Here is a 24382-nt window from a genome sequence, read left to right as displayed (position 1 = left end):
CACTCAGCGGGACGTCACCTTGTGACGGGCTGGCCGGTGGCGCGGTTGTGCCAGATCGCGGCGGTCAGGGCGAGCAGGCGCTGGGCGACCCGGGCGGTGACCCCGGCCAGGCTGCGGCCGCCGTGCAGTTCCAGGTCGAGCTGGCCTTTGAGCGTGTCGTGGACCGATTCGATGAGCTGGCGGATCGGCGCGAGCAGCCGCTGTCCGGGGCGGGGCGTGCGGTTGCGGTAGGACGGGCGTAGCAAGCCGATGCCGTGGTCGGTCAGGTAGCGGTCGAGCTCGGCGGAGACGTAGCCCTTGTCGGCAATGAGCAGCAACCCGGGACGGTCGGCGAGCAGCTCGGCGTCGTGGTCGAGGACGGCCATGAGCACCTGGCGTTCGTCGAGCTTGACCTCGGTGACCCTGTCGACTCCGCCCGCCCAGTTGTGGTTTCCGGCTCGGACCGGAGTCGGCTGCATGACGGCGTCGTCAAGTACGCCCGTGCAGCCACGGGGCGTCTCCAAATGCGCTCCCCGCTATCCCGTCCGCTCCCCCTGTCGCCGTCGCTGATGACGACGAAGAAGAGGATGACGAGTAGCCGCAGTTTGCCTGCGTGTCGATTGGTCCACTGAGCCCGCGGACTGGAGGAAGAACGGTGGGGGCCGAGCCGCGAAGCGCAGGCTCGGCCCCCACCCCTTCGGCTTCTGACGGGCCGGTCAGGATCAGTCGATGGTGATGGTGATGGTGCGCTTGCCGGTCAGGCGGACGGCCTCATCCGCGGCCGAGACAGCACCGTCCTGCGTGGCTGCCACCGAGCCGCTGGACTCGTCCCGCGACTGACCCTCGCCTCGGCCCTGGGGTCCGGCCATGGCCTCGTCGAGGCTCACCATGCCGACATTGAGCGGGAATCCGGGGGTCGAGGGCCGCCAGAACGTGTAGGTCCAACTCGCGGCCCACCGGTAGGACCATGCATCAGGCGTTCCGTTGGCCTTGAGCAGCAGCTGGTTGAACCGCACGTCCTGGCCGCTGCGCGGCAGGAGGACGTCACCTGGGTTGGGCCGGTACTCGAACCGGTCGATCTCGTTTGCCCCGTCGGCCGTGTGGGAGGTCAGGGTGAACGAGTCGACTCGCACGGTGTTGATCCCCGGGTTGTAGAGGCGAGCGTTGACCCGCATAAACGCCTTGCCAGAGATGAATTCGACCGCCGGGACGACCTCGCACCAGAGCCGACTGGCCGCCTCGAGGGCGGCGCGAGCGTCGACGCGTCCGAAGCCGGTGAACTGATCCCGGCCGGGCGTGCCGAGATCGCGTGCGGTCAGCTTGAGGATGTCCTCGACCTCCCAGCCGCGCAGCTGGGGGTCGACTGAGAGGATCAGAGCGGCGACTCCGGCGACGTGGGGAGTGGCGGACGACGTGCCGTTGAAGTCGGTCACATAGTTGCCGCCGCCGTAGCCGGCTCCGCCCGTGATGTCGGTTGTGTAGATGTGCACACCGGGGGCGACGATGTCGACCTCCGGTCCCCAGTTCGAGCCCCACCAGGTCTCTCCGTCGAGGCTGGTCTTGCTCTTGCGCTGGTCCCACTCGTTTGAGGCCCCAACGGCCAGGAGTCCCCTGACGGACGGCGACAGCCGGGCCGGGAAGATGACGCCGAGCACGTCGTCGTTGCCGGCGGCCGCCGCCATGGCGCAGCCGAGGCCTCCACGGCCGTTCGTGGCCGCGTACTGGAAGGCGTTGGCCACCGCCGTGCTGGGCGCCACGCGGTAGCTGTTCGACAGGACGTCGGCCCCCCGGTCCACCGCGGTCCGGATGCCGTTGGCGACCTTGGCGCTGTCGGTGTCCCAGTCGCCACCTCCGACGCCCTTGGCGATGCGCACGGGAAGCACGGGTGAGCTCGGTGCCACCCCGACGCCGCCCTTGTCGTTGTCCTTCCTCATCGACACGATCCCGCCGCACGCCGTTCCGTGGGCGTCGTTGCCGCTGGGGGTCGGGTCGTTGTCGCCGTCGTAGGCGTCGAAACCGAGCAGGCGATAGGAGATGTCCTCGTGGGTGAGGTCGTTCCCCTCGTCGATCACCGCGACGCTGACCGCACTGCTGCCGGTCGTGATGTCCCATGCCTCGGTAGCACGAATCTTGGTCAGCCCCCACTGGGAGACGAACCCGGGGTCGGCGAGCCGGCCGTCCCGGGTTGCGCGGTCCGTGCTCACGAGCGCGCTCAGGTCGTCGACTGGACGCGCCGGAGCGGACACGCCGTTGAGGAGCTGGCTGGCGGGGCCGGGAGGCCGGGTGATCTGCACGAAGTTGGGCTCGGCGTACTCGACGAGCTCCTCGTCGTGGAGGGCGTTGGCCGCGTCGAGGGCCGAGTCGTCGTCGTCCACGTGCACGATGAGGGCGCCGGGCTCCGGGTGATCGGTCTGCACCACGGTGGCGCCGTGACGGGCCAGGACGGCCTGGGCGGCATCGCCGTCCGTGCCCTCGCGGAACTTCACGATCACCTCGCCGGCGGGCACGAGGTAGACGCCGGGAGCACTGGCCGTTTCGAACACGGTGGGCCCGCTGGCGACGTGCTGGTCCTGCTCAACGGCTAGGCGGAGCCCCTCCGTCGAGCGGGTGGCGGTGGCCGGGCCGCTCTCGGCTCGAACGAGCACGAGACCTCGATCCGGTAGCGGGATCACCTGCCCGGCCCCGGCCATCCCGGCCATCCGCTCGGCGACGGCCGCCGTTCCCTGCTCCTCGCCCGGTGCCTCGCGGACGGCGACGAAAACCGACGACGGGTTAAGCTCCACCCGATCGCCGGCGGCCCAGTACGACCGCTGCCTGTCCTCACGCGCTCCCTCAGGGGTCACATCGCTCGTCATGGTTGATCCTCTCAAACTGGTCCGTGCGCGTATCCAGCGAGGATTCGGACAAGGCATCACGGCGCCGTCACCACGTCATCACCTGAGCTCCCGCGACCACGCGTGACAGACAGGTGGGAACAGCACCTCGCTCAGGCGATGACCTGCAGCATTCTGGCAACCGGCGGATTAGAGGGTCCTGCAAGTCCTGGACCAGTGCAGACAACTCCACAGGGTCCGCCTCCCGAGCTGGCCATGCGGGTTCGGTTCCCGTCACCCGCTCCATGCGTTCTCGCAGGTCAAACCGGCCTGTCAAGCCTTCCGGGGAAGGTCTTATTGTCTGCCCAATCCGTGTGCCGGGACGTGGTAACCGTGACGCGGTCACAGGGGTGGCGTCGTCCGTCCTGACGCACCCTCCTGGCTGGCAACGGCGCCGCGGCCGGATCGCAGTTCCGCGGATGCCGGGTCAGCGCTGAGGTGGACGCCGCGGCCGGTCGACGGGCACTAGATTCAGTACTACAGCCGCAGCTATTCTCCTTGGCTGCGGCGTGTCCGCCCGACTGTGGCAATCGGGCCGATGACGGTCGTGCGACGGCCGAGAACGTCACCGAGGTCGAGGACTACGCCATGGGCATGGAGCAGGTGCTCGAGCGGATCGGTGTCTACCAGCCCTCGTCCCCCTCGTTTACGCGGGGACGGCGACCGCCCGGCGCCCGCCGCGCCAGCGCGGCGGGCTGCAAGGTCCACACCGAGCCGTCGCGCCCGAGCTCCTCTACGAGCAACATCCGGCCAACCGCCTCCGCCTGCACGCCCGGTCGGCTGCCCGCAACGCGGCGGCCAGTGCCAGGTCAAAGTGACGGTTAGGACACGTCTAATCTGGCTGCCCGGCCACCGCCCAAGTAGCCTTCGTTCCCGCGCGGATCTTGTTCTGCCAGCGCGGGCCGCAGCCCCACAGGCACGCAGTCAACTGAACCGGTAGCAGTCCCTCTCAACGGCCACCGGCGGTCCCTGCTATCCGGCCGACCGCACTGACCGCACTGGAGCAGTGCCGCCGCCGGGGGGTCAGATGTCGGGGCTGTACGTCGCGATGAACTCGGCGTACCGGCGGGCCCCGGTGCCCGAGGAGACGTCACCGATCCGGAGCACGGTCAGCCCGAGGTAACCCCACGTCTCGAAGGCCTCGTTGATGTTGTCCCAGCCCTCCTCGGACGCGACCCCGCCGGCGAGCGCGTTCTCGCCCTTGAGCTCGACGCCGGCGCGGTAGGCGTAGTCGCCGATCCAGCCGACCAGCGTCTGCGCCAGCGAGTACGCGGGCTCCACCGGGTCGTCGTCCATCTCCAGCGCGGTGAAGTGCATGACCACCTCGCGGGGTCCGCCGTCGAACCGGTTGGCCAGCTCGACGACCCGCTGGTAGCCGTGCCCGGTCGCCCAGGAGTCGAGGTCGACGCTGGTCTGGATCAGGCCGGTGGTCACCTCGGCGGCCCGCGGGTGGGCGGGGTTGGTCATCGACCAGTGGATGCCCGGCACCTTGTAGCCGATGTCGGCCTCGGGGAAGTCCTCGCCGAGGGAGCCGATGACCGTCCACAGCACGCGCTCACCGTGCTCAACGAGCGAGCCGTTGTACCAGTCCACGAAGTCGCGGCCGTACTGCGTGTCCAGGTAGTCCAGGCCGGCGAAGAAGGCGTCGGCGTCCACCGGCGGGCCGATCTCCTGCACCGACGCGAGGTCGGTCCCCCAGGCGCGGTTGATCGCCTCGAGGGAGCCGTACTGGTGCAGCATCTGGCTGCGGAGGTCCTGCACGGCCAGTGGGGAGTAGGCCTGCAGTGCGCCCCGGCTCGGGTAACCGGTGCCCTCGTCGTGCTGGTTGTAGGAGGGGTACCTCAGCTCGCCGGACGGACCGAGCGAGACGTTGACCTCCACCACCTCGTCGGCGTAGACGTCCCCGTACTGCTGCTCGAACGCCTCGGTGAAGTCCCGGTACTCGTCTGTTACCACCTGGTCGGCCCAGCCCTGCACGCTCTCGGCGCTGTAGTTCCCTTGCTCGCTCTGGTGCTGGAGTCCTGTCGGGCCGAGCTGGATGCCGTGGTAGCTGACGCCGGCGTACTTGGGCCACAGCCACGACGGCAGCAGGCTGGTGTAGTCGTCACCGACGTTGCCGCCGGCCTGGTGGAAGGACAGGATCGGCGCGAGGTCCAGACCCTTGGACGTGATCAGGTCGAAGACCCGGTCGTAGTAACTCCAGTCGAACCGGTTGTCCGCCGCACCCTCGACGTCCCCCCACCACACGTCGACGCTCACGGCGTCCACGCCGTAAGCGGCCACGGTCTCGAGCTCGGCCTCGAACGCCGCCCAGTCGGTCACCTGCAGCGGTGCCATCACGTTGGCGGAGAACTTCGGGTTGTCCAGCGCCACCGGACCGGGGGGCACCGGGCCGTCCGCGGGCGCGGCCTGGGCGGCGCCGGCGCCGGCGCCGGCGAGAAGCAGACTGAGGACGGCGAGCATGACTGTGGCGTGCCTCACACCGCGGCATGCTGCCAGCCCGTCGCTCCGGGTCACAGGGAAGTCCCCGGTTGGCATCGTTCCCGCGGTGTGTCCTGCCGGACACGCGGTTCAGGCCGCCCGCCGACCCGCGTCTGACCGTCGACGGGCACGGGTCGAGCGTCGTGCCGAACGCCGGGGCGGTCCTGCTGCTCCGCGCTGCGGAGGCCGTCGGTCTCGACACCGCGCTCGCTCAGGCGCTCGAGCCGTGGCGGCGGCCGATGGCTCGCCATGATCCGGGCAAGATCCTGCTGGATCTGGCCGTCAGCCTGGCGGTCGGCGGAGACTGTCTGGCCGATCTGGCGCAGCTGCGGGCCGCGCCGGAGGTGTTCGGCCCGGTGGCGTCGGATCCGATGGTGTCCCGGCTGATCGATCGCCTGGCCGCCGATGCCCCGGCGGCGTTGGCCGCGATCGCCTCGGCGCGGGCGACCGCGCGGGCCAGGGCCTGGTCGCTGGCCGGCGACCACGCCCCTGACCACGACACGAACGCCTCCCGGCCGCTGATGATCGACGTGGACGCCACCCTGGTCACCGCACACTCGGAGAAGGAGTCCGCGGCGCCGACGCTCAAGCGCGGCTTCGGCTTTCATCCGCTGTGGGCGTTCGTCGACCACGGGTCCGAGGGGACCGGAGAGCCGCTGGCGTTCGGACTGCGGGCGGGCAACGCCGGCTCGAACACCGTCACCGACCACATCGCCGTGCTGCGGGCCGCACTGGCCCAGCTGCCGGGCACTCGACGTCCCGGGAAGAACGTGCTGGTCCGCATCGACGGGGCCGGCGGCACCCATGAGCTGCTGCCTGGCTGACCCGCCGCCGGTTGTCCTACTCGGTCGGGTTCTCCCTGCCCGGTGACCTGGCCTCGATCCAGAAGAAGTTGGCCAGCATCCCCGACGACGCGTGGACGCCGGCCTACGACGCCGATCGGCAGGTCCGTCCCGGCGCGTTCGTCGCTGAGGTGACCGGGCTGTTCGACCTCACGAGCTGGCCTACGGGGATGCGGCTGATCGTGCGCAAGGAACGCCCGCACCCCGGCGCTCAGCTGCGGATCACCGACATCGAGGGCATGCGGATCACCGCCTTTGTCACCAACACCGCTCGCGGGCAGCTGGCCGATCTGGAGCTGCGGCACCGCCGCCGGGCCCGCGCCGAGGACCGCATCCGCGCCGCCAAGGACACCGGCCTGACCAACCTGCCGCTGCACGACTTCGCCCAGAACGAGATCTGGTGCGCCCTCGTGGCACTCGCCGCTGATTTGGTCGCCTGGATGCAGACCCGCGCCCTGACCGGCCACGAGGCCCGCCGCTGGGAGCCCAAGCGGCTGCGCTTGCGACTGCTCTCCCATCCCGGCACGGCACGCCCGCACCGGCCGCCGCCGGCTGCTGCACCTGGCCGCCACCGCGCCCTTCACCGCCCTCGCCCTACAGGCCCTCGACGCGCTCGCCCGGCTGGGCGGGCCAGTCGCGACTCCAGCGCCGGGCTGACCCCGGCCTCATCCATCCCAGCGACCGCAGCGATGACCGGACCGTGGAACCGGCGCCCATCCGAGCGACCTCGGCCGAACCGTCACACCCACATGCCAGCCTCACGCCGACGCGGGGCCCGAACCCCCCGACGACCATCGGAATGATCATGACCATGAAAGATCCGGGCTAACAGCCCCAAGCCGTTACTGGGAATGGCTTGTCCCGCGTCAAGTAGGTGGCAGGGATCAGGCGCGATCAAAGTTGGGGATCGCCGGGTCGGCGGCGCCGGTGTGGACCTGGTAGGGGCGGTTGAACGCGATCGCCTCGTGCGGGCGGACGGTGTTGTAGTCGATCCGGTAGGCCTCGGCGTGGTCGGCCAGGGCGATAGCGTGGTCGATGTCTTTCCGGTAGAGCCACTCGTACTTCAGGGTGCCGATACCCCGCTCTCTGGTGCCGTTCTGACCGGGCGTCCGCACTCGGGTGCGGACGTGGTGCAGCTCAGGGCGGGCGGCGATAAACGCCTCGAACCGAAAAGACCGGAACGGCCCGCCGTTGTCGGTCACGATCGTGATCGGCCGCAGCTTACCGGTGGTGGTGTCGGTGAGCGCATCGGCCAGCGGTCCGCCGGCCAGCCGCTCGGCTTCGGCGATGGCCAGCTCGATCGCGGCGATCGCATCATGCTGGTTCGCCGTCGGTGACAGATGCCAGCCGAACTCGTACTTGGACCAGTAGTCCCGGCAGCCGGCCAGCCGCCACGTGCCGCCGGTAGTGGTCTCGAACTCGGAGAAGTCCAACTGCCACACCTGATTAGCGCCGCTCGGCGGGGTCACGAATGCGGGCTTGCGGGCAGCGGCCGGCTGGCGGCGTTCGCGCTGGTAGGCGGCCTCCAGCAGCAGCCCGCGGCGACGCATGATCCGCAGCACCGTCGCCGGGGAGAGCCGATGGCCGTCGAAGCGGGCCATCGCCCACACCTTGCGGTGACCCCAGGCCGGATGAGCCTCGGCGTGCTTGACCACCACCGCCTCCACAGCCTCGGCCACGGGCATCGGCCACGGCCCCTTGACCGGCATCCCGGCCCGGCCGCGGGCCTGGCGGCGGCGCCAGATCCGTTCGGGCATGTCGATGAGGCGGCAGAACCTCGTGGTCGACATGCCGCCTTAACGCGGATCACCTCGAGGTCTTCGAAGGGCCCAGGCGGTGCTCGGCGGACTTCTTCCACACCCGCAGCTCGACCGCGGCCTCACCCAGCGCGGTGGTCAGCTCGGCGACCTCGGCCTCCAGCTGCTGCTCGCGGGTGGAGGGCTTCCCCGAGCCGGCGGCCAGCCCGGCGGCGCCGGCCTCGAGGAACTGACGCTTCCAGTTCCCGACCGACTGCTCGGAGACCTCGGCCTGCCGCGCGGCGGCCGCGACGGTCATCCCCCCGGCCAGGATCGACAGGATGAGGCGCTGCTTCTCCGCCGGCGGTAGAGACGGTGGGCGAGGCACGAGATTCAGACTCCAGGCTGGTCAGAGGGACAACAAGCGACCTCTGCCAAGAATCTTGACGCGCGATACTCCCTACCGCCGCCGGAACACCAACCGCGGCCGAGGCGTTTCCGCCGCTGCCGCAGACCGGTGCGCAGTGACTGCCCGGAGCTGGGGGACGTGGACGCCGCCGTCCCGTAGCTCAGCCCAGTCGGCGCAGCTGCGGCCAGATTTCTGACCAGGGGACCCGCCGCTCGGTCACCGTCCAGACGGGTACGCCCTGCTCGTCGTTGTCGAGGCCGACCCCGTTGTCGACCCGCGCGGCCGGCTCCACCCGACCGAACCAGCGCGACAGCTGCTCCTCGGAAAGTCCGACTGCGATGACGACGTCGGCGTCTTCCGGCGGCGGGCCCCAGGTCCAGTACGCGTTGTGGCCGCTGTACGCCGGCGCGAGGTCGGGCGCGAAGCGGTCCACGGCCCCGGCCTGGCCGTAGTTCGCGGTCAGGACGGCGACCCGCGCACCCGCTGGGAGACCGTCCCCGGTCCGCTGCACCGTGGCGGCAAGGCTGGGCCAGCCCACCTGTTCCCCGGCGTCGTAGTGCACGTCGGGGACCGGGGTGGCGGCCAGGCTGCCCACAGGAACCAGGGGCAGCATGAGCAGCGCGTTGGCCACCAAGCTCAGGGCCAGCGGCGGAACGAGCACCGCGCGGACCCGCCGCCCGCCCCGGCGGGCCCACGCGAGGACCGGCGGAGCGCCAGCGGCGAGCAGCACGGGGTAAAGGCCGACGAGGTAGTAGGGCTTACCGCCGGTCACCAGGAACACCACCGCGAGCAGCGGATAGGCCACGGCGAAGGCCCGCCAGGTCCGCAGGCCGGGGTCGCGGGCCAGCCGCCACCAGCCCAGCGCCCACACCGGGACCAGCGCCGGGCTGACGAGCACCAGCTGGAAGGGCAGAAAGAGGTACCAGGGTTCGGAGCTGCCAGAGCTGCCGGCCGCGATGGCCTCGGCGAGCGCCAGCTGGGGCCAGCCGTGCGTCGCCTGCCAGACGAGGTTCGGCGTCCACAGCACGAAGGCGAGCAACCCGCCCAACCACGGCCACGGTGACCGGAACACCCGCCCCGGCCCGACGAGGAGCAGACCGGCCAGCACCGCGGCGAGCAGGAACGCGGGCAGGAGCTTGTTCTGCAGCGCGACGCCGGCGACCGTCCCGACCAGCAGCCAGACCGGTCCGCCGTCGCGGAGTGCGCGGACGAGCAGCCAGGACAGCGCCGTCCAGCCGAGCAGGTCGAACGTCGCCGTCGACAGCAGGTGGCCGACGGCGAGGAGGACGGCCGACACCGCCACAGACGCGGCCGCCAGCAGCTGCGCGCCGCGGTCGCCGCCGAGCTCGCGGGCGATCAGCCCGGTGAGCACCACGACCGCACCGGCCGCCACGGCCGACGGCAGGCGGAGGGCGACGAGCGACCCCGGAGCCAGGAAGTCCATCGCCGCGGCCAGCAGGGGGGTCAGCGGCGGCTGGTCCACGTACCCGAACGCCACCTCCCGACCGGCACGCAGGAAGTACAGCTCGTCGCGGTGGTAGCCGTACCGACCGGCGAGGGCGACGAGCACCAGCCCGACCGCCGCGGCCAGCCCGACTAGTCGGAGCGTGGCGAGGGGCGGGCGCGATGTCACGAGGCGGGGCGAGGTCACCAGCACGGCCACATGACGACCGTAGGGCTGTCGGCGCCTGCGGCTAGGTCTCCCCAACTCGCACCGCGACGGTCTACCGCCGCGACCTTGAGGCGTGGGCTGCCTGGTGCGCATCTCGGCGTGCACCCTTTCGCAGCCGAGCGCCACCTTGTCGACGCCTGGGTCCGTCATCTGACCTCGACCCCGCAGCCGCGCACCGGCCAGCCTGCTACTGAGCCATTCCCAGTAACGGCGCAGTCTGGCTCTTGATCATGTGGTGCGGTCGTGCACGTGGTGAAGCAGGACGAGGGCGGCGGCGGTGACCGGCGTGCACCCACCGTCGCGCAGCGCCTGCATCTGGGCGACGAACACCGGTGGCGACGTATTCATTGTGCGGGGCGTAGGCGCTGTCGTCGGGTCGGAACTCACGCAGTTGGTGGAAGCAGAGCACCGGCACCGTCGAGCGGGCCAGCACCTCCTGCGGCGTCCCGGCGGTGGAAGGCGCTGGGGGACGGCGCCGCGCTGGACGCCGGGACCGCCGGGGGCGCACTGGTGGCCGTGGCGGCCGACCGGGCGGGTGCTGATCGGTTGCAGCCGGCCGGCACCGCGGCACCCATTCCGGCGAGGACGTCCCGTCGGCGTACGCCGCCAGGTTCGCGGAGGCCGACCGGGTGACGAGGGATCCCGGTCCTCCCGGTTCCGAAACCTTCCGGGAACCCGTCGGGCAGTGAGGTGACCTAGGTTGCTCCAACGTGCGCCCGCGCTGGAAGACCTCGATGTTGCTGGCGGTGGCGGTGGCGGTGGTGGTGGCCGGGACGCTGGTGACTGGTCTACTTCTGCCGTGGGTGGGCGGCGCCGGCCTGCTGGCGCGGAACTCGGCACCGCTGCCCGACGAGCTGCCGGGCGAGCTGACCGGCGGCGTGTGGGGCAACAGCCGGGTGCTGGCGGCCGACGGGTCGGTGATCACCACCTTCTACGCCACCGACCACGTGTCGGTGACCACGGGGGAGATCGCTCCGGTGATGAAGCGGGCCATGGTCGCGATCGAGGACGCGCGGTTCTACGAGCACAGCGGCCTGGACGTGCGGGGAACGGCGCGCGCTGGTGACCAACGTGGCGGCGGGCTCGGTGCAGCAGGGCGGGTCCACGCTTACCCAGCAGCTGGTCAAGCAGACCCTCGCGCAGACCGCCGATACTGCCGAGGAGCGGCAGGCGGCCACCGAGGGGAGCCTCGGGCGCAAGCTGCGGGAGGCGCGGCTGGCGCTTGTCCTGGAGGAGGCCTACTCCAAAGACGAGATTCTCACCCGCTACCTGAACACGGTGTACTTCGGCCAGGGGGCCTACGGCGTCCAGGCCGCCGCGCAGCGCTACTTCAGCGTGGATGCCACGGACCTCACCCTGCCGCAGGCAGCGATGCTGGCCGGCCTGGTGCAGAGCCCGGCCAACGACAATCCGCTCACCGACCCCGCGGCTTCCCTCACCCGCCGTAATCAGGTGCTGCAGCGAATGTACGAGACGGGCTACATCGACGCCCGGCGGCTGGCCGCTGCCTCCGCCCGGCCGGTGGCGGTCGACCCGGGCCCGGGATCTCCGAACGGCTGCATCGACGCCACCGTGGGCGGCTTCTTCTGCGCCTACCTGGAGCAGTACCTGCAGCAGCTCGGAATCAGCCGGGACATCCTGGACAACGGCGGGCTGACCATCCAGACCACGCTGCGCCCGGACGTGCAGGTCGCCGGTGACCGGGCGGTGCTCAACCAGCTCCCCATGGGGGACCCGCTGGCCGGCATGTACACCGCGGTGGAGCCGGGGACCGGGCACGTGCTGGCGATGAGCGTCAACCGCCGCTACGGCTGCGACCAGCCCGACTGCGAGTCCGTGGTGCTCAACACCGCCTACAGCCAGGGTGCCGGATCGACCTTCAAGGTGTTCACCGCCGCCGCCGCCCTGGAACGGGGCCTGCCCGCCGACTACACCCTGACTCCGAGCAACCCCTACGTCTCCCGGGTCTACACGAACAACGGCCGGCCCTACGAGGTGCGCGCCTTCGCCAATGCCGACGTGCGGACGATGAACATGGAGCAGGCGCTGTACCTGTCCTCCAATACCCACTTCATGGCGCTGCAGGACGCACTCGGCAGCGTCGAGGGCCCGGTGCGCGTCGCCGAGCGGATGGGCATGCACTTCACCGCGTCCTCGGCGGACCAGATCATCGGCGGAAACCGCGGCTCGTTCACCCTCGGCGCCGAGGCCACCAGCCCATTGGACCTGGCCAGCGCCTACGCCACGCTGGCCGCCGGCGGCACCCGCTGCGACCCGACACCGGTCACCGCGGTGGTCGACCGCAACGGCGAACCGCTGACCGGGCCCGATGGGAAACCGGTCGGCAGTGGAGACAACTGCACCCCCGCAGCCGTCGCGCCGGCCGTGGCCAACACCCTCGCCCAGATGATGCGCAAGGACGTCGAGCCGGGATACCCCGGGCAGACCGCCGCAGCGGCCTACGTCCCCGGCCACCAGATCGCCGGCAAAACCGGAACGACGCAGAATAACTTCTCTATCGCCTTCGCCGGCTACACGCCGCAGTACTCCGCCAGCGTGATGGTGCTCAACCCCAAGGGAAACCAAGACGTCGGCGGCCAGGGCGGCGGCATGGGCGCGGGCATCTGGCACGACGCCATGGCACCCATCCTCACCAACGCCCCAATGGCGCCCTTCCCCCCAGCCGACCCGGTCCTCGCCGGCAGCACCGTCCCGCCCAACCCACCGCCACCAGCAGCAACCGCCGCCCAAAACACCGACGCCAACACACCTACTGACGTGAATAGCGATACGCCTGGCACTGACATCACGCGCGACAACCGCTTCGAGGACTAGAAATTGTGCATGAGTTCGTCCGTGGCGGCGGGCGCAGAGGAGAGTGATCGCCGGGCGGTCCGGTGCGGTGATGGTGGCGGCGGCGCGGTCGTAGCGCAGGGCCAGCCGTTGGTAGGACAGCCAGCCGAGGGTGCGCTCGGCGACCCCATGCTGTCGGCCCAGGCCGTGTACAACGCCGCGGGCGCGACACGCGGGACGATGCCGTAAGCGCAGTTAAGCGAGCATGAAGCAGGTGTCATGGCCCTCGTTAGCTGCTCGGAAGGCATCTTCAGCCGGTGTATGTTGAGCCGTAGTGCGTCAGGTCCACGTCTATCTGGTACCGGCCGCTGAATGGCCTGGGCCCGCCTCGGACCCATGGGTTGAAGCAGGCGGGCCCTCGGCTGCTGGCTACAGCGCTGCGTCCTCCTCCAGGTAGTCGCGGATCACGCGCCCCATTGAGTAGGTGAAGGTGACATCCCCGTACAGCAACGACGTGATGTTCAGTGGTGACACCGGTGTTAGACGGCCAGCCGGGTGCCCCTCCGGGAAGCTGAACTTGAGGCTGTCAATCGAGGCCTCGAACAGGTCGACGGTGAAGGGCAGTGGCAGCTCGATGAGCTCACTCAGTGAGGCGAACCCGCCGAAGGGCTGCGGGATTTGGCGGTGGGCGTAGTAGTTCAAGTGTCCGCCCAGGTGGCCGGCGGGGTTGTCCGTCACCGATGCCGTGAGTTGGATGACCTCTTGGCCTTCCACCACCAGGCTCGAGGTCAGCACGCCGTGGTCGACCGTCCCGGTGCGCACACCAGGCATGGCGGGGATTCCAGCTCCCTCGCGCGCGTAGGCGATGACTCGGGGTGAGCTGTTCCAGTAGTAGGCAAAGAACCGACCGGGGATCGCGACAGTGCCATCACCGGCGAGGCTGTCGTGCCCGTCGACTTCGACAGTCAGGTATGTCAAGGAGAAGCCGCCGAAACCGCTGCTCTGGTCGGCTTCAATCTCGTACATGTTCATCTGGATGGTGTTGTTGGCGTGGGGAGACAGGCCCGTGGGCAGCACTTCTTCCAAAGCTGTCCGGTCCGCCTCGTAGCCCACGATGATCATGCGTGCGTTGTGGATCAACTGAGGGGGCTGCGGAGCCCACACCATAGGGGGCATGCCCTTGTAAGGGATCTTCGACATGAGGATCTACTTTCCGTTCTTGTCGGTCAGGGCGGCTTCCCACAGAGCCACGGCCGCTGCTGCATTCTCAACCATCGGGTAGTGCCCTGCCGATGCGATCGGAACTAAATCGGCCTGCTTCATCGCGGCAGTGGTTCCGGCGAGGTACTCCTTCGTCACGAACGGATCACTGTCGCCGTAGACCAACGTCACCGGCCCTGAGTACCGATCGAGGCTGTTGGCGAAGTCGGCGCCGGTCCAGTTGGACAGGTACGCGTCCCAGATGCTCTGGTCCATGGTCAGGTGGGAGCGCGACACGATGTTGCGCAGCTGCTCGGGCGTGAGGTAAGGAGCGAGTCCACCGAGTGTCGGGCCGGAATTTGGAAAGGCCGACCGGAAAGCCTCGTAGGTGTCCGCATCGAGCGGCGTGCCACTGGGTGCCACTGGCGTCAATGCGACGACTGAGGACACGCGATCGGGAGCGAGAGTGGTCACGCGCAGAGCCGTCGCCCCGCCCATCGAGTGGCCTAGTATCGCGAAAGAGTCCCATCCCAGTTCATCGGTGGCAGCCAAGGCCTCCGACGCCATGCCGTCGATGCCCTGTGCTGGCTCACGAACGCCCTCGTCGGGGCCGTACCCGGAGAAGTCGAGGTACGCGTACGTGAATCGATCTAAATTCGTCTCGGCACGGGACGCATGCCAGATCGAGCTGTCCAGCGCCCAACCGTGCAGGACCAAGACGCGAACGGAGCCTGTCCCCTCAACAAATGCCAACTTGCTCATCTTCACTCCCGTCACCATTGACCGACCAGTGATCGGTGTGGACCCTAGGGCGGGTTTCAAGGTGTGGCAACAGTCACACTTGCTGCAGAACCGGGTTTCGCCGCCAACGGCACACCGGGTCCAGCTGTGTGGGAAGGAACTAACGACCTTGTGCATGGTTAGCGGGACGGCTGGCTCGTGACGGACGGGGCAGGGTCGTGGTGTGTCAAGGAGCCTGGCTCGTGCCGCCGCTGTCGCCGATCGCCGAGTGACCGGACTGTCTCGAGAGGTCCTGGCCGAGCTGGTCGTCGAGCTGGGGCCGCGCTAGCAGGCGTGGCAGGACGCGCGACGCGCCGATCGGCCGCGCCGGCGGGCGATCGGCGCGGGTGCCCGACACCGGCTGGTGTTCATCGACGGCTGCTGGCCAGACGGGAGCGCATGCGCGGTTGTAGGAGCCCTCGTCTGCGCGCATCTTCCACACGGTCCGGTGTGCGTTCAGGCGTACTGCGTCAGGTCGAGGCACTCCTCCTGCCGCACCTCGCCGACGACGATGCGGGAGGGCCGCATCCGCAGCGCCTCCTTCACCAGCCGGCGCAGCGGGATCTCCCCGGCGCCCTCGAGGTTGGGCTGGCGGGTCTGCATCGCCACTACGTCGGGCAGCGGAACGCGGAGCGAGAAGCCGCCGGGGTTGCACAGGACTTGCACGCTGCCGCCGAAGGCGTGGTGCTTGCCGGAGTACCACAGGTGGTGCCCGCGCTCGGCGCGGGCGGCGACCCGGTCGGTCGGGATCAGCGTGCCGTAAAGGCACAGGAAGGGCAGCGCGCCGCGGCGGGCGCGGGCCAGCACGTCGGGCCAGATCGGGGGCGTGCTCAGTGATCACGTCGAGCGCCTCGTGCAGGTAGCGGTAGGCGGTGGCGATGCTCAGCCCCGCCTCGCCGGCCAGGGTGCGCACGTCGAGGCGGTGGCGCGGCCAGCGCAACACCAGCACGACCTGGGTGTGCCCGTCCCGGCGCGCTGCGCCGGACGCGATCCCGGTCGCCGGCGGCGGCGGGCGACCCAGCCGGTCACCGCCTTCAACACCGGTGCGGACACATCCAGGCTGGCACGATGAGACACAGCGGGCTCCCGGGAAAAGGAGATCGGCCTTTGGCAAGACAATCTTCACCCCGAGAGCGAGAAAACCTCACTGACCGTACTGGGGTGCAGAGGGGGCAGGTCGGAGTGTGTCGAGGACGCACTCCTTTCCCGACTTATCAACATCGAGATGTTCACCCGAGGCCGCCAATTGGATCTCCCACCGCTCGTCCGTGCACCCTAGAGCCGCGTTGGAGATCCCGGAGATGCGCACCTGGCTGCGCTCCCGCCCGATCACCTCGCGGATCCCCCGCCGCGGCGTGGAGACCAGCACCAAGCTCGGCCGGCACCTCTGGGTTGTTTGGAGGCTCCCTCGCCCGACTGGCCGGCTACCGCCGCCCGACGCTCCGCTACGAACGCCGCGCCCGGTTGTTCACCGCATTCTTCACCCTCGCCGGGACGCTGACCTACCACCAGAAGCGAACGACGTGGGACAAGCTCTGATACTGCAACGGCACTTCTCTGGCGTGCCGGTCCGATCACGTAATCCATGGGGCGACACACCGCGCGGAACGCTGGACACGCCGCCGAGACGCAGGATCAGAAGCGTCGATACGAAGAAGCGCCGTTGCAGCATCAGGAGACGTTGCATGAGTTCGTCGTTAGCGCCGGGCGCAGATAAGAGTGATCGCCGGGCGGCCCAACGCGGTGATGGCCGCGATCCATCCCCTACCGGACAGGGTCAACCGAAGCAGGGGCAGCCCCGCGCTGCCGTCCTAATGCAGGGCGAGACGTTTGTAGGACAGCAGCCAGCCATGGATTCGTTCGACCCAACCGTGCCGGCCCAGCCGGGCGCTGGAGTCGCGGCCGATCCTGGCGATGCGGGCGGAAATCCCGCGCCGGCGGAGGTAGCGGCGCACCCGCGGGGCGTCGTAGTCCTCGTCGCGGTGCAGCGTGGCCGGTCGCCTTCGCGGTCGGCCGCGGCCACCGCGCCTGATCGTCGGCATCGAGTCCTGGATCGGCCCGACGAGCAGGCTGTCGTGCCGGTCTGCAGCCGGGACGAGGGTGGTCAACGGCAGCCCGTGCGCGTCGACCAACGGGTGGGGTGCCCGCGGTGGGTGCAGTGCGCTGGCCGGCTGTGGGTTGCTGCTGGTGAGGAGCTGGGCGAGGTCGCCCAGGAGGTTCTGCGCGGCCCGGTCCAGGTGCTCGGGGTCGCTATCCCATGGGTCGCCGTTGGGCTGGCTGCTGTGCCGCCAGATCCACTCCCGTACCGCGGTCAGCCGGTCGACCGAAAAGCGAGCTGGACGGGCATGGGCATCTTCCATCGAGACGCACACCTCCCCACGGCGCGCCATCGCGCCGTATGTGAGTGCAGGCTCCTGCCGGCGGGCAGTGTAGGTGTCGGCTCGGTCGGCAGCGCGTGGCGGGGGGAGCAAGCCAGGCACCGAGGGTGTCCGACCTCGGACGCACGTGGATGTCCGGTGACGGCGACCCGATCACCGGTTGTTCAGCGGTCGCTGACGAGCAGTCCGGCGTCGGCGCCACCGCGGCGGCCGACCACCTCGGCGACCCGCTCGTAGGCGGGCTCGCCGGGATGGGTGGGCACGACGGCCAGACCGTCGCCGGCGAGTCGGATGTGGGTGGGGATGGCCTCGGCGGTGCTGACCGTGTAGCGGCCCTCGGGGCCGCGGGTGAAGGTGAACCGGGCGATCACCGAGTCGTAGGTGACCGGCCGGGTCTGTTGGGCGATGTGGTTGCCCAGCCCGTAGGCCACCCACTCGCCGTGGATCCGCTCGAAGGGCTGTACCACGTGGGCGTGGTGGCCCAGCATCAGGTCGATGTCGGGGGAGGCCAGCAGCGCCTCGGCGATCGCGGTCTGGGCCGGGCTGGGGTCGGGGTCGTACTCGGTGCAGCAGTGCACGCTGGCGATGACCACCTCGGCGCCGGCGGCCCGGGCCCGGGCGGCCTCGGCGAGGATGCCCTCGACTCGGGGCCCCGCCGGGTCGAAGTCGTTGACCGCCCACGGCTGCCCGGCCGGTTGGGGGATGCCGTTGAGCCCGTAGGTCCAGGACAGGTGCGCCACCCGCACCCCGTCGACGGTCACCAGGTGCGGGATCTGGGCCTCCGGTTCGGTGCGGTAGGTGCCGGTGTGGCCGACTCGGTGGGCGTCGAGGGTGTCCAGGGTGCGGACCAGTCCGGCGAAGCCGGCGTCGAGGGAGTGGTTGGAGGCGGTGGAGCAGGTGTCGTAGCCGGCGCCGGCCAGCGCGCCGACGATCTGTGGCTGCACCGCGAAGGTCGGATAGCCCTCGAACGGGCCCTCCGGTGGCGCCAGCGGCGTCTCCAGGTGGCAGATCGCCAGATCCGCCGCGCCGATCACCGGGGCCACATCGGCGAACACCCCGCTGAAGTCGTAGCCGACTCCCTGCGCCTGGCCGGCTGCGGCTGCTCCCTGCACCAGTGCTCCGCCCTGGTGAATCAGCACATCTCCGGTGGCCGCCACCGTGAACGACGCCGGCGCTGTCGGCGTCGCCGTGGTCGCGGTGGCCGCTCCCCTTCCGGCCGGTTCTGCCGGACTGCAACCGGTCAGCACCGCCAGACCGAGCCCGGCGAGTACGGCAGAGAGTGTCCGGATTCGGGGCCCGCTCGCCACAACGCGGATCGTAGGGGCACCGGTCACGCCGGCCCGGTGCAGCCCCGGCGCCGGCGGGCGGTGGCGGGACCGTCTGTTGCTAGCCGGCCGCGGCTCCTATCCGCCGCCACGCAGAGTGAGGTTCTCTCACCAGCTTCGACGGCTTGATTGGTGTCGTCGCTGGTCGAGGCTGGGGTTCAAGAAGAGGGCGCGGGCTCTCGGGGTAAAGATCGACTCGCCAAAGACCGATCTCCTCCTCCCGGGAGCCCGCTGTGTCTCATCGTGCCAGCCTGGATGTGTCCGCACCGGTGTTGAGGCGGTGACCGGCTGGATCGCCCGGTACCGCCGTCGGCCGGGGACCCGTCCGGCGCAGCGGGTCGGCACGGTGCACGCCCAAGTCGTGCTGGCGCTGCGCTGGCTGCGCCACCGTCTGGACGTGCGCACCCTGGCCGCAGACGCCGGGGTCTGCATCGCCACCGCCTACCGCTACCTGCACGAAGCGCTCGATGTGATCGCCGCGCACGCTCCCGCCCTGGGCGCCGTGTTGGCCCATGCTCGCGCCGTCGGCCTGCCCTTTCTCTGCCTGGACGGCACGCTGATCCCGACCGACCGGGTGGCCACCCGCGCCGAGCGCGGCCATCACCGGTGGTACTCCGGCAAGCACCACGCCTTCGGCGGCAGCGTGCAGGTCATCTGCGACCCCGGTGGCTTCCCGCTGTGGGTCTCCGACGTCCGGCCCGGCTCGACCCACGATCTGACCGCCGCCCGAGAGCTGGTGCTGCCGGCGCTGTACCCGCACGCCGCCCGCGGGCTGCCGGTGCTGGCCGACAAGGGGTACACCGGTGCCGGCATCGGGGTGCACGTCCCGATCAAGCACCAGCCCGACGGGCCGCTGCACACCGACAACCGCTGCTACAACTCCCTGATCACCGCGCTGCGCGCGCCCACCGAACGGGGCCATGCCCTGCTCGGTCGCTGGCGGGCCCTCGACCGGGTCACCGTCAGCCCGCACCGCATCGGCGCAATTATCGCCGCCGCATTGGTGCTGACCTCACTCGACCGCGGAAGCAGGTGAGAAAACCTCAACATACCGAGAAAGTTCGTCCCGCATTTCCGCTGCGTTATCCTCCGTAAGGTCGATCTCGTACTCGGTCTTGTCCAGAGCGAACGTCACGGTCGTGTCGGCCGGGTCACCGGTGAGGTCATCGACTGGAACCACCTGAGTGTTGGTAGCCATGGAGCCAAGAGATCAGAGGCGCGGACGGGTTGTCAACCGAATGGAACCCCGGAGGAAAGCAGCCTTCGCGACGGTTCGCCGTCGTCGAGGGAGATGAACAACGGTTAGCCTGAAAGGCGACGGCTCATAACCGATCTGGCGCAGCCCGACGGTCCGTCGCTCGCCGGCGTGATTTGACGACTCGTTCGGGTTCGCCTCCGCGTCCCGCGAGGAGAGGACGGGGCCATCCTGCAGGAGGCGGTTATCGAGTCGGGCAAGCGTTACCGACCCCGGTGGTAGCCAAAGAAGCCGCGCTTCTTGATCAGCTCGCAAACCTCGGAAGGCACCATCGACTCCCAGGTCGCGTCGTCGGTGGGGATCCGCTTCAGTACGTCCCGGCTGAGGATCGACAGGTAGTCGGGCTTGTAGTTGTCCAGCCCCACGAAGCTGCCGCGCCGGGCCAGGTAGTCGTACAAGGGCTGCAGTTCCTCCGCGACCGCGACGGTGTCCACGGTGACGACGCGGTCGTCCCGCAGCATCGGATAGACGAACAGCCGAAGGTCATTCTTCAGCAGCCGACCGAAACTCTCCAGGATGCCGCCGGGCAGTTCGGCATGAGTGGCCTCGTCGAACAGGTCGATCAGGCTGGGCACGCCCATGACCATCCCGATGCGACCGTCGGTGCGCCAGGCGAGGTAGGCCGCGAGCCGGTGGTAGGCCAGGAAGTCGGAGATGAGCACGGTCATGCCGCACGCCGCCAGCAGATCGGCGCGGGCCAGGAAGTCGCGCCGGTCGACGACGTCGCCGCCGGCCCGCAGGTTGGCCATCGTCAGCTCGGTCAGCAGGAGAACCTCGCGCTGCGCGACCGCCGGGTCGGTCTCGAACTTGGCCCGGGCGGCTTCCAGCATGTCGATGTTGACCACCGTGGGCGGACGAAAGCTGCCCCGCTCGACCAGGATCGCCTTCTTGCGCAGCACCTCGCTGGGTTGCAGGACCTCGCGATCCGGCCCGAACATCGCAGCGCCGCTCAGCCCGACCTGCACCAGCTTGAGCGCCATCAGCCGGTTGTCGACCGCCCGGAACTCGATCCCCTTCATCTCGATCAGGTCGATCTCGACGCGTCCGGTAGTAAGCCTGTCCAGCAGGCTATCCACCAGGCGGTCGGGCTCGTGGTGCTGGAAGAAGGCGGCGTGCAGGAGGTTCACCCCAACCACGCCCAGCGCCTCCTGCTGCGGCGCCGCCTCGGCGTCGAGCATCCGGACGTGCAAGACGATCTGGCTCGGCTGGTCACGCGGATGCGACTGGAACTTCACGCCCATCCAGCCATGGCATTCGTTCCCCCCGCGGTAGCTGCGGGCCACCACGGTGTCCGCGAAGGCGAAGAACGCGGTCTCATCGCCCCGCTCGTCACCGAGTCGTTCGAGGTTCAACTGAAACTCGTGATCGAGCATCGCCTGCAGCCGGCCCTTGGAGACGTAGCGATCAGCCTTGCCGTAGACCGCGTCGCTCACCGCCATGTCGTAGGCCGACATCGACTTCGCCACGGTGCCCGCGGCGCCCCCGGCCCGGAAGAACCAGCGCGCGACCTCCTGCCCGGCACCGATCTCGGCAATCGTGCCGTACCAGCGCGGGTCCAGATTGATCTGCAACGCCTTCTGCAGCGTATCGGCGCCGGCTTCCATGCAGGCTCCCCTCACGGTGCCGCCGAGCCCTGTCGGCGAGCCTAACGCCGCGAGCACCCCGCGTCCGATCAACCAGCCGCAGCCATGGCTTCGACGTCGACGAGTGCCGCCATCCCGGCGATGAGGACAACCTGGCAATGGAGGCGGCGGCACTGGACCAAATGGTCTCCGCGGCCGCCGACAGCGGGACCGACAACCGCCTCGCCGGGGTCATGCGGGGTCTGGCCCCTGTTGTGCGTCGGGGAGCGCCGCTGCGAACGCCGCCTGGGCCCGCCAGCCCGTGCAGTGCCTGGGGCGATCAGATCCGGCCTCAACATGGCCAGGCCTGCCCCCTCGGCGTGATGATCGGCTCGAACGTGGGCCCACTGCCACGACCGTGTCGGTGCCGTCCCGTTCAGCCGTGGTCATGCCCGTGGTGCTGAGCGTCGCCGTCGTGCGGGTGATCGTGGCCCGCCGGACGGGCGGCGAAGGTGGCTGCGCGGGCCCGGGCCTCTTCCGTCGAGACCAGTCCCGCTGCGGCGAGCACCTGTTCCAGGGCCTGCAGCCAGCACCGGTAGTAGTGGAACCCCTCCCCCACCGGCGGAGCGGCCTCCCAGGCGCCGATCCCCTCAATAAGCGCCGTCCGGAAGGTCTCGTAGGAGATCGCCTCGCCATGCACCAGGGCCATAACCAGGCCGAATGCCCGCCCCTCCCACGGCTCGGCGAACACCAGCTCGCCGTTCGACCGGGGCGGGGCCACGGGGCCGTCGATGTCCAGCTCCACGATCTGGGTCGTCATGGCGCGGCCACCTTGCGCACACCGACCATCGCATCCCGGGTGACCAGGGCGGCCAGCTCCTCCTCGGACATCGACTCGGTGCCGGGCGGGCGTCCCGGCAGCACGAGATAGCGCACCTCGGAGCTGGAGTCGTGCACGCGCACCTCGACATCCGGGCCCAGGTCGGTGCCCCACTCGGCGAGCACGGCTCTCGGCTCTTTCACCACCCGCGCCCGGTAGGCCGGGTCCTTGTACCAGGACGGCGGCAGCCCGAGTACCGGCCACGGATAGCAGGAGCGCTCCCCGAGCAGGTTTGCGTCGGGGACTGGGCCGAGCGTCCCGCATCGGCACTGCTCGCGTCCGGGAGGAGCCGAGCCTTGGGTCCGCTGTGGGGCCGCGCCGGTCGTGAGCCGACCGCCACGCGGTTGCCGCGCTCGCCGTCGCACTGCCTTCCGGGCGGAGCCGGGCGGAGGCGCCGGTCAGCCGCTGGGCACGGCAGACGCTCGACGAGAGGTTTGAGATGTTCTGGTGCGGAGCAATTCCGAACTTCCTACGGCGCGGAGTAGCGCTGGTGGCATCAGGAGGAGACATGTCAGAGAAGCAGGACCACGTCCCGGGAGCTGTCGTCCGGATCAGCGAGATTGTAGGCAGTTCGCCGAACTCCTTCAGCGACGCAGTTCGTAACGCCGTACAGGCGGCGGCGCAGACCGTTCGGGGCATTCGTGGCGTCGAGGTGATCGGCAGCAACGCCGACGTCGACGAGAACGGCAACCTCTCTCTCTACAAGGTGCACTGCAAGATCGCCTTCGTCGTGGAGCGGTAGATCCCAGCACTTGCAACCGATCGAGCAGGACCGTGGGCTGGTGCCCGGCGGCGCGCGATGAAGCCGCTGGGCGTGCCAGTCGGCATGCCGCACTTTACGACTCAGGCCGACTCGAACGATCATCCTGCGGCTCTGCCTGCCCGGGTGGCGCAACTCACCGTCCGCAGCACCGCCAACACACCGGAACTGACGAGACCATGAAGGCGTGTCGGTCCTTGACGTGCTCGTCTCTGTCAGCCTTGCCTTCGTAGGCGCCCTCCTCGGCGTGTTCTTCACTCGCGGGTATGGCCGATGGACGAGGGCCGCGGCTGCCCGCGACAAGGCGCGCGACGAGCTGGACGAGATCATGAGGTTGCGGTGGTGGCGCACCCCGTTCACCTACGGGAACGGGGACAACCGCGCAGCCGCCCAGCATTACGACGAGCGCCTGCCCTCATACCTCCGCGCAGCTGGCGTTTCCGAGGAGCTGATCAGCCGCCTCCGCGATGAACTTGACGCCTTCCGCTGGCACGCCCAGGCAGACGACGACGAGGCCTCGCGGTTGGAGAAGATGGACCTCGACCGCCTCGATGAGGTAGCCGATGACATCCACATCTGGCTGGATGAAGCCGACCGTCGGCATCGGGAGAGCTATCCGGTGTCAATGGGCAGTAGGGGCACCAAGGGCAATCAAAAGTCGCTCATGGGCATCCCGGCGTGACAACCCGCTGGCCGCAGCAGCCAGCCGTCGGGCTCAAGGTGAGCCGTCAGAAAGCAATGCCCGCGCTGGGGATAATTACCAATGGGATTGCAGGGTGGATGACTTCAGGCGACGGCGGTGATGTAGGCCAGCTCCGGGTCGCCGAAGAAGCCGCGGACGATCTGCGGTAGGCGCTGCAGCCGGCGCAGACGGGCGGTGACGACCGCCTTCATCTGGTCCGGGCCGTGGGGAGCGGCGGGGGCGACTCCGTCGTGCTTGACGTTCTTCCACACCCACTCGTCCGGGTTAAGCTGCGGGGAGTAGGCCCGCAGCCGGTAGAGCCGCAGCGCCCCGTCGGTGGAGTCGACGAAGCGGTCCACCGCCTTGGCCCGGTGTGCCGGGTGATTGTCGACGATGCAGAACACCGGGTCGCCGCCGGTGTGCTCGGCGTCGTGCATCAGCCGCTTGAGGAAGGCGATGAACCCGGCGGCGGTGAGCGTGCCGGTCAGGATCGAGAACCGCAGGGCGCCCTGCGCGCTGATCGCCGAGATCATGTTCAGTCCGAACCGAGCGCCGGTGGTGCGCACCGCCGGCGTCTTGGCGACCGGGGCCCAGGTGGTGCCGGCGTGGTAGTCGCTGCGCACGCCGGCCTCGTCGACGAAGAACATCGTCCCGCCGGTCGCCTTGGCCTGCGCGGCGATCGTCGGATACTCGATCTCCCTCCACCGGGCCACCGCGACGGGTCGGCCTGCTCGGCCCGATACAGCGGCCGCTGGGCGGAGAAGCCCAGGTTGTG

21 protein-coding genes and 5 pseudogenes are annotated in these 24382 nt (G+C 69.6%); 8 read left to right on the top strand and 18 right to left on the bottom strand.

Going from position 1 to position 24382, the window contains the following annotated elements; translation table 11 throughout:
- Positions 1–14 precede the first annotated feature (14 nt).
- The 4 genes and pseudogenes from GOBS_RS12865 to GOBS_RS12855 all read right to left on the bottom strand — a co-directional run.
- Positions 15–389 (bottom strand): annotated as a pseudogene (locus GOBS_RS12865) (transposase); the annotation flags it as partial.
- Between the two features lie 312 nt (positions 390–701).
- A complete protein-coding gene (locus GOBS_RS12860) occupies positions 702–2834 on the bottom strand; it encodes a S8 family serine peptidase (protein ID WP_012948704.1) in 2133 nt (710 codons plus the stop codon).
- 641 nt (positions 2835–3475) lie between these two features.
- A complete protein-coding gene (locus tag GOBS_RS29355) occupies positions 3476–3598 on the bottom strand; it encodes a hypothetical protein (protein WP_279432615.1) in 123 nt (40 codons plus the stop codon).
- A gap of 277 nt (positions 3599–3875) precedes the next feature.
- Positions 3876–5333, bottom strand: coding sequence for a family 14 glycosylhydrolase (locus GOBS_RS12855; RefSeq protein ID WP_208104288.1), 1458 nt, complete (start codon positions 5331–5333; stop codon positions 3876–3878).
- Positions 5334–5407: 74 nt separating this feature from the next.
- On the opposite strand from GOBS_RS12855, the pseudogene GOBS_RS12850 reads away from it, so the two are divergent.
- Positions 5408–6832 (top strand): annotated as a pseudogene (locus GOBS_RS12850) (IS1380 family transposase).
- A 227-nt stretch (positions 6833–7059) separates the two neighbouring features.
- Here GOBS_RS12850 and GOBS_RS12845 read toward each other — a convergent pair.
- The 3 genes from GOBS_RS12845 to GOBS_RS12835 form a co-directional block, all read right to left on the bottom strand.
- The gene (locus tag GOBS_RS12845) at positions 7060–7965 is read right to left on the bottom strand and encodes an integrase core domain-containing protein (protein WP_012948702.1); all 906 of its coding nucleotides are present in this window, start codon (positions 7963–7965) and stop codon (positions 7060–7062) included.
- A 16-nt stretch (positions 7966–7981) separates the two neighbouring features.
- Positions 7982–8299, bottom strand: a complete 318-nt coding sequence (locus GOBS_RS12840; protein ID WP_012948701.1) for a helix-turn-helix domain-containing protein — start codon at positions 8297–8299, stop codon at positions 7982–7984.
- 181 nt (positions 8300–8480) lie between these two features.
- Positions 8481–9983, bottom strand: coding sequence for an ArnT family glycosyltransferase (locus GOBS_RS12835; protein WP_012948700.1), 1503 nt, complete (start codon positions 9981–9983; stop codon positions 8481–8483).
- Positions 9984–10726: 743 nt separating this feature from the next.
- Here GOBS_RS12835 and GOBS_RS29735 point away from each other — a divergent pair.
- Positions 10727–11399, top strand: a pseudogene (locus tag GOBS_RS29735) (transglycosylase domain-containing protein); the annotation flags it as partial.
- Between the two features lie 57 nt (positions 11400–11456).
- Positions 11457–12827 carry a transglycosylase domain-containing protein gene (locus GOBS_RS12830; RefSeq protein WP_424954959.1) on the top strand — a complete coding sequence of 457 codons (1371 nt, stop codon included), beginning with the start codon at positions 11457–11459 and terminating at the stop codon, positions 12825–12827.
- 387 nt (positions 12828–13214) lie between these two features.
- Here GOBS_RS12830 and GOBS_RS12820 read toward each other — a convergent pair whose 3' ends face one another.
- The 4 genes from GOBS_RS12820 to GOBS_RS28830 form a co-directional block, all read right to left on the bottom strand.
- Positions 13215–13952: an acetoacetate decarboxylase family protein gene (locus GOBS_RS12820; protein ID WP_279432655.1), complete on the bottom strand. Its 738-nt coding sequence runs from the start codon at positions 13950–13952 to the stop codon at positions 13215–13217.
- A 39-nt stretch (positions 13953–13991) separates the two neighbouring features.
- The gene (locus GOBS_RS12815; RefSeq protein ID WP_012948697.1) at positions 13992–14747 is read right to left on the bottom strand and encodes an alpha/beta fold hydrolase; all 756 of its coding nucleotides are present in this window, start codon (positions 14745–14747) and stop codon (positions 13992–13994) included.
- Between the two features lie 205 nt (positions 14748–14952).
- Complete coding sequence (locus GOBS_RS27455; protein ID WP_166487380.1) at positions 14953–15198, bottom strand: hypothetical protein; 246 nt, start codon at positions 15196–15198, stop codon at positions 14953–14955.
- A 23-nt stretch (positions 15199–15221) separates the two neighbouring features.
- On the bottom strand, positions 15222–15572 hold the full coding sequence (locus tag GOBS_RS28830; RefSeq protein ID WP_041241481.1) for an ATPase, T2SS/T4P/T4SS family: 351 nt from the start codon (positions 15570–15572) through the stop codon (positions 15222–15224).
- Between the two features lie 585 nt (positions 15573–16157).
- Between GOBS_RS28830 and GOBS_RS27450 the strand changes: the two genes are divergently transcribed.
- Positions 16158–16304 carry a hypothetical protein gene (locus tag GOBS_RS27450; RefSeq protein WP_166487379.1) on the top strand — a complete coding sequence of 49 codons (147 nt, stop codon included), beginning with the start codon at positions 16158–16160 and terminating at the stop codon, positions 16302–16304.
- 158 nt (positions 16305–16462) lie between these two features.
- On the opposite strand, the pseudogene GOBS_RS12800 reads toward GOBS_RS27450, so the two are convergent.
- Positions 16463–16948: pseudogene (locus GOBS_RS12800) on the bottom strand (transposase family protein); the annotation flags it as partial.
- 359 nt (positions 16949–17307) lie between these two features.
- Positions 17308–18390 (bottom strand): CapA family protein, encoded by a 1083-nt coding sequence (locus GOBS_RS12795; protein WP_424954958.1) that lies wholly within the window; start codon positions 18388–18390, stop codon positions 17308–17310.
- 311 nt (positions 18391–18701) lie between these two features.
- Here GOBS_RS12795 and GOBS_RS12790 point away from each other — a divergent pair.
- A pseudogene (locus GOBS_RS12790) lies at positions 18702–19504 on the top strand (transposase family protein).
- On the opposite strand, the gene GOBS_RS12785 reads toward GOBS_RS12790, so the two are convergent.
- Together GOBS_RS12785 and GOBS_RS12780 are read right to left on the bottom strand one after the other, a co-directional pair.
- Positions 19481–19666 carry an Lsr2 dimerization domain-containing protein gene (locus GOBS_RS12785; protein WP_041241480.1) on the bottom strand — a complete coding sequence of 62 codons (186 nt, stop codon included), beginning with the start codon at positions 19664–19666 and terminating at the stop codon, positions 19481–19483. The pseudogene GOBS_RS12790 and the gene GOBS_RS12785 overlap by 24 nt on opposite strands.
- A 260-nt stretch (positions 19667–19926) precedes the next feature.
- Positions 19927–21327, bottom strand: a complete 1401-nt coding sequence (locus GOBS_RS12780) for a hypothetical protein (protein ID WP_012948694.1) — start codon at positions 21325–21327, stop codon at positions 19927–19929.
- Between the two features lie 29 nt (positions 21328–21356).
- Here GOBS_RS12780 and GOBS_RS29730 point away from each other — a divergent pair, with 29 nt between their 5' ends.
- Positions 21357–21749, top strand: coding sequence for an imine reductase family protein (locus tag GOBS_RS29730; protein WP_424954957.1), 393 nt, complete (start codon positions 21357–21359; stop codon positions 21747–21749).
- Here the strand turns inward: GOBS_RS29730 and GOBS_RS12775 are convergent.
- Complete coding sequence (locus GOBS_RS12775) at positions 21722–22105, bottom strand: nitrile hydratase accessory protein (RefSeq protein ID WP_012948693.1); 384 nt, start codon at positions 22103–22105, stop codon at positions 21722–21724. The two genes, GOBS_RS29730 and GOBS_RS12775, sit on opposite strands and share 28 nt — an antisense overlap.
- Positions 22102–22530 (bottom strand): nitrile hydratase subunit alpha, encoded by a 429-nt coding sequence (locus tag GOBS_RS12770; protein ID WP_081448878.1) that lies wholly within the window; start codon positions 22528–22530, stop codon positions 22102–22104. The genes GOBS_RS12775 and GOBS_RS12770 overlap by 4 nt, the downstream gene beginning before the upstream one ends.
- Before the next feature lie 143 nt (positions 22531–22673).
- On the opposite strand from GOBS_RS12770, the gene GOBS_RS26325 reads away from it, so the two are divergent.
- On the top strand, positions 22674–22907 hold the full coding sequence (locus GOBS_RS26325) for a dodecin family protein (RefSeq protein ID WP_012948692.1): 234 nt from the start codon (positions 22674–22676) through the stop codon (positions 22905–22907).
- Positions 22908–23112: 205 nt separating this feature from the next.
- Positions 23113–23607, top strand: a complete 495-nt coding sequence (locus tag GOBS_RS12765) for a hypothetical protein (protein ID WP_012948691.1) — start codon at positions 23113–23115, stop codon at positions 23605–23607.
- A 104-nt stretch (positions 23608–23711) separates the two neighbouring features.
- Here GOBS_RS12765 and GOBS_RS28185 read toward each other — a convergent pair whose 3' ends face one another.
- Positions 23712–24320, bottom strand: a complete 609-nt coding sequence (locus GOBS_RS28185; protein WP_243697488.1) for a transposase — start codon at positions 24318–24320, stop codon at positions 23712–23714.
- Positions 24321–24382 lie beyond the last annotated feature (62 nt).

This window comes from Geodermatophilus obscurus DSM 43160 (assembly GCF_000025345.1).
In the GTDB taxonomy this organism is placed as follows: domain Bacteria; phylum Actinomycetota; class Actinomycetes; order Mycobacteriales; family Geodermatophilaceae; genus Geodermatophilus; species Geodermatophilus obscurus.
This window is presented reverse-complemented; position numbering and strand designations above follow the sequence as displayed.

What these genes read in the sequence shown, in the direction of transcription:
- GOBS_RS12860 (WP_012948704.1), bottom strand. Translation starts at nt 2,834, where the DNA reads ATGACGAGCGATGTGACCCCTGAGGGAGCGCGTGAGGACAGGCAGCGG.
- GOBS_RS29355 (WP_279432615.1), bottom strand. Translation starts at nt 3,598, where the DNA reads ATGTTGCTCGTAGAGGAGCTCGGGCGCGACGGCTCGGTGTGGACCTTG.
- GOBS_RS12845 (WP_012948702.1), bottom strand. Translation starts at nt 7,965, where the DNA reads ATGTCGACCACGAGGTTCTGCCGCCTCATCGACATGCCCGAACGGATC.
- GOBS_RS12830 (WP_424954959.1), top strand. Translation starts at nt 11,457, where the DNA reads ATGTACGAGACGGGCTACATCGACGCCCGGCGGCTGGCCGCTGCCTCC.
- GOBS_RS12820 (WP_279432655.1), bottom strand. Translation starts at nt 13,952, where the DNA reads ATGGTGTGGGCTCCGCAGCCCCCTCAGTTGATCCACAACGCACGCATG.
- GOBS_RS12815 (WP_012948697.1), bottom strand. Translation starts at nt 14,747, where the DNA reads ATGAGCAAGTTGGCATTTGTTGAGGGGACAGGCTCCGTTCGCGTCTTG.
- GOBS_RS27455 (WP_166487380.1), bottom strand. Translation starts at nt 15,198, where the DNA reads ATGCGCGCAGACGAGGGCTCCTACAACCGCGCATGCGCTCCCGTCTGG.
- GOBS_RS12785 (WP_041241480.1), bottom strand. Translation starts at nt 19,666, where the DNA reads ATGGCTACCAACACTCAGGTGGTTCCAGTCGATGACCTCACCGGTGAC.
- GOBS_RS12780 (WP_012948694.1), bottom strand. Translation starts at nt 21,327, where the DNA reads ATGGAAGCCGGCGCCGATACGCTGCAGAAGGCGTTGCAGATCAATCTG.
- GOBS_RS12775 (WP_012948693.1), bottom strand. Translation starts at nt 22,105, where the DNA reads ATGACGACCCAGATCGTGGAGCTGGACATCGACGGCCCCGTGGCCCCG.
- GOBS_RS26325 (WP_012948692.1), top strand. Translation starts at nt 22,674, where the DNA reads ATGTCAGAGAAGCAGGACCACGTCCCGGGAGCTGTCGTCCGGATCAGC.